This window comes from Methylococcus capsulatus str. Texas = ATCC 19069, from assembly GCF_000424685.1.
Taxonomy (GTDB): domain Bacteria; phylum Pseudomonadota; class Gammaproteobacteria; order Methylococcales; family Methylococcaceae; genus Methylococcus; species Methylococcus capsulatus.
In genome coordinates this window covers 15,001-17,278 of sequence record NZ_AUKJ01000009.1, presented here as the reverse complement: position 1 = coordinate 17,278, position 2,278 = coordinate 15,001, and the positions used below count along the sequence as shown (strand labels likewise).

The window sequence follows — 2,278 nt, the reverse complement described above, 5'->3', positions numbered from 1 at the left end:
AAAACCCCGAGTTCCTGTGGAGGGACTCGGGGTTGATTGGGATGAGAGCCTGGCAGTTCCCTACTTTCGCACAGGTATTCTGCACTATCATCGGCGCTAAGCGGTTTCACTTCCGAGGTCGGGATGGGATCGGGTGGTTCCCGCTCGCTCTGGCCGCCAGGCAAAACTGGTTGTCGAGCTCGAGCTCTGAGGAATCTGGTCAACGTACACTTGCGTCCACGGTCTGTCCCGGACACACCCAAACGCCTTGGGTGTTATATGGTCAAGCCTCACGGGCCATTAGTATCGGTTAGCTTCACCCATTACTGGGCTTCCACACCCGACCTATCAACCTGGTGGTCTTCCAGGGCCCTTCAGGGGACTCACGGTCCCAGGGAGATCTCATCTTGGGAGGGGCTTCCCGCTTAGATGCTTTCAGCGGTTATCCTGTCCGAACATAGCTACCCGGCAATGCCATTGGCATGACAACCGGAACACCAGCGGTTCGTTCACTCCGGTCCTCTCGTACTAGGAGCAACTTCCCTCAAATCTCCAACGCCCACGGCAGATAGGGACCGAACTGTCTCACGACGTTCTAAACCCAGCTCGCGTACCACTTTAAATGGCGAACAGCCATACCCTTGGGACCGGCTACAGCCCCAGGATGTGATGAGCCGACATCGAGGTGCCAAACACCGCCGTCGATATGAACTCTTGGGCGGTATCAGCCTGTTATCCCCGGAGTACCTTTTATCCGTTGAGCGATGGCCCTTCCATACAGAACCACCGGATCACTAGGACCTACTTTCGTACCTGCTCGACTCGTTCGTCTCGCAGTCAAGCGCGCTTTTGCCCTTACACTCTTTGCGTGATTTCCGACCACGCTGAGCGCACCTTCGTGCTCCTCCGTTACGCTTTGGGAGGAGACCGCCCCAGTCAAACTACCCACCATGCACGGTCCCCGATCCGGATCACGGACCTGGGTTAGAACTCCAAATTCACCAGGGTGGTATTTCAAGGTCGGCTCCACCCGAACTGGCGTCCGGGCTTCTCAGCCTCCCACCTATCCTACACAAGTCAATTCAAAGTCCAGTGCAAAGCTATAGTAAAGGTTCACGGGGTCTTTCCGTCTAGCCGCGGGTACACTGCATCTTCACAGCAAGTTCAATTTCACTGAGTCCCGGGTGGAGACAGTGTGGCCATCGTTACGCCATTCGTGCAGGTCGGAACTTACCCGACAAGGAATTTCGCTACCTTAGGACCGTTATAGTTACGGCCGCCGTTTACCGGGGCTTCGATCAAGAGCTTCGCTTGCGCTGACCCCATCAATTAACCTTCCGGCACCGGGCAGGCGTCACACCCTATACGTCGACTTTCGTCTTTGCAGAGTGCTGTGTTTTTAATAAACAGTCGCAGCCACCGTTTCACTGCAACCCCCTTCGGCTCCATGGGCATGCCACTTCACCTACCAAGGGCGTACCTTCTCCCGAAGTTACGGTACCATTTTGCCTAGTTCCTTCACCCGAGTTCTCTCAAGCGCCTGAGAATTTTCATCCTGCCCACCTGTGTCGGTTTTGGTACGGCCGCCTGCAACCTGAAGCTTAGAGGTTTTTCTTGGAAGCCTGGCATCAATCACTTCGGCTGAAGTCGCCTTCAGCACCGTCATCACGCCTCAGCATTGACCCTCCGGATTTGCCTAAAGAGTCTGCCTACACGCTTAAACCGGGACGTCCAACACCCGGCTGACCTAGCCTTCTCCGTCACCCCATCGCAGTTGCAGCCGGTACCGGAATATTAACCGGTTTTCCATCGACTACGCCTTTCGGCCTCGCCTTAGGTGCCGACTAACCCTGCGCCGATTAGCGTTGCGCAGGAAACCTTGGGCTTTCGGCGAACGGGTTTTTCACCCGTTTTGTCGTTACTTATGTCAGCATTCGCACTTCCGATACCTCCAGCCAACTTCTCAGTTGACCTTCACAGGCCTACGGAACGCTCCTCTACCACTCACGCAACGCGTGAATCCGCAGCTTCGGTACAGGCTTTAAGCCCCGTTGAATCTTCCGCGCAGGCCGACTCGACCAGTGAGCTATTACGCTTTCTTTAAAGGGTGGCTGCTTCTAAGCCAACCTCCTGGCTGTCTGTGCCTTCCCACATCGTTTTCCACTTAAGCCTGATTTGGGGACCTTAGCTGGCGGTCTGGGCTCTTTCCCTTTTCACGACGGACCTTATCACCCGCCGTGTGTCTCCCGTGATTGCACTTCCCGGTATTCGGAGTTTGCATCGGTTTGGTAAATCTAGA

2 rRNA genes (1 of these 2 cut by a window edge) are annotated in these 2,278 nt (G+C 55.4%); both read right to left on the bottom strand.

Going from position 1 to position 2,278, the window contains the following annotated elements:
- Window positions 1-47 precede the first annotated feature (47 nt).
- Window positions 48-161: ribosomal RNA gene (gene rrf / locus H156_RS0102100) — 5S ribosomal RNA — on the bottom strand.
- A gap of 97 nt (window positions 162-258) precedes the next feature.
- A 23S ribosomal RNA gene (locus H156_RS0102095) occupies window positions 259-2,278 on the bottom strand (it continues 875 nt past the right edge of the window).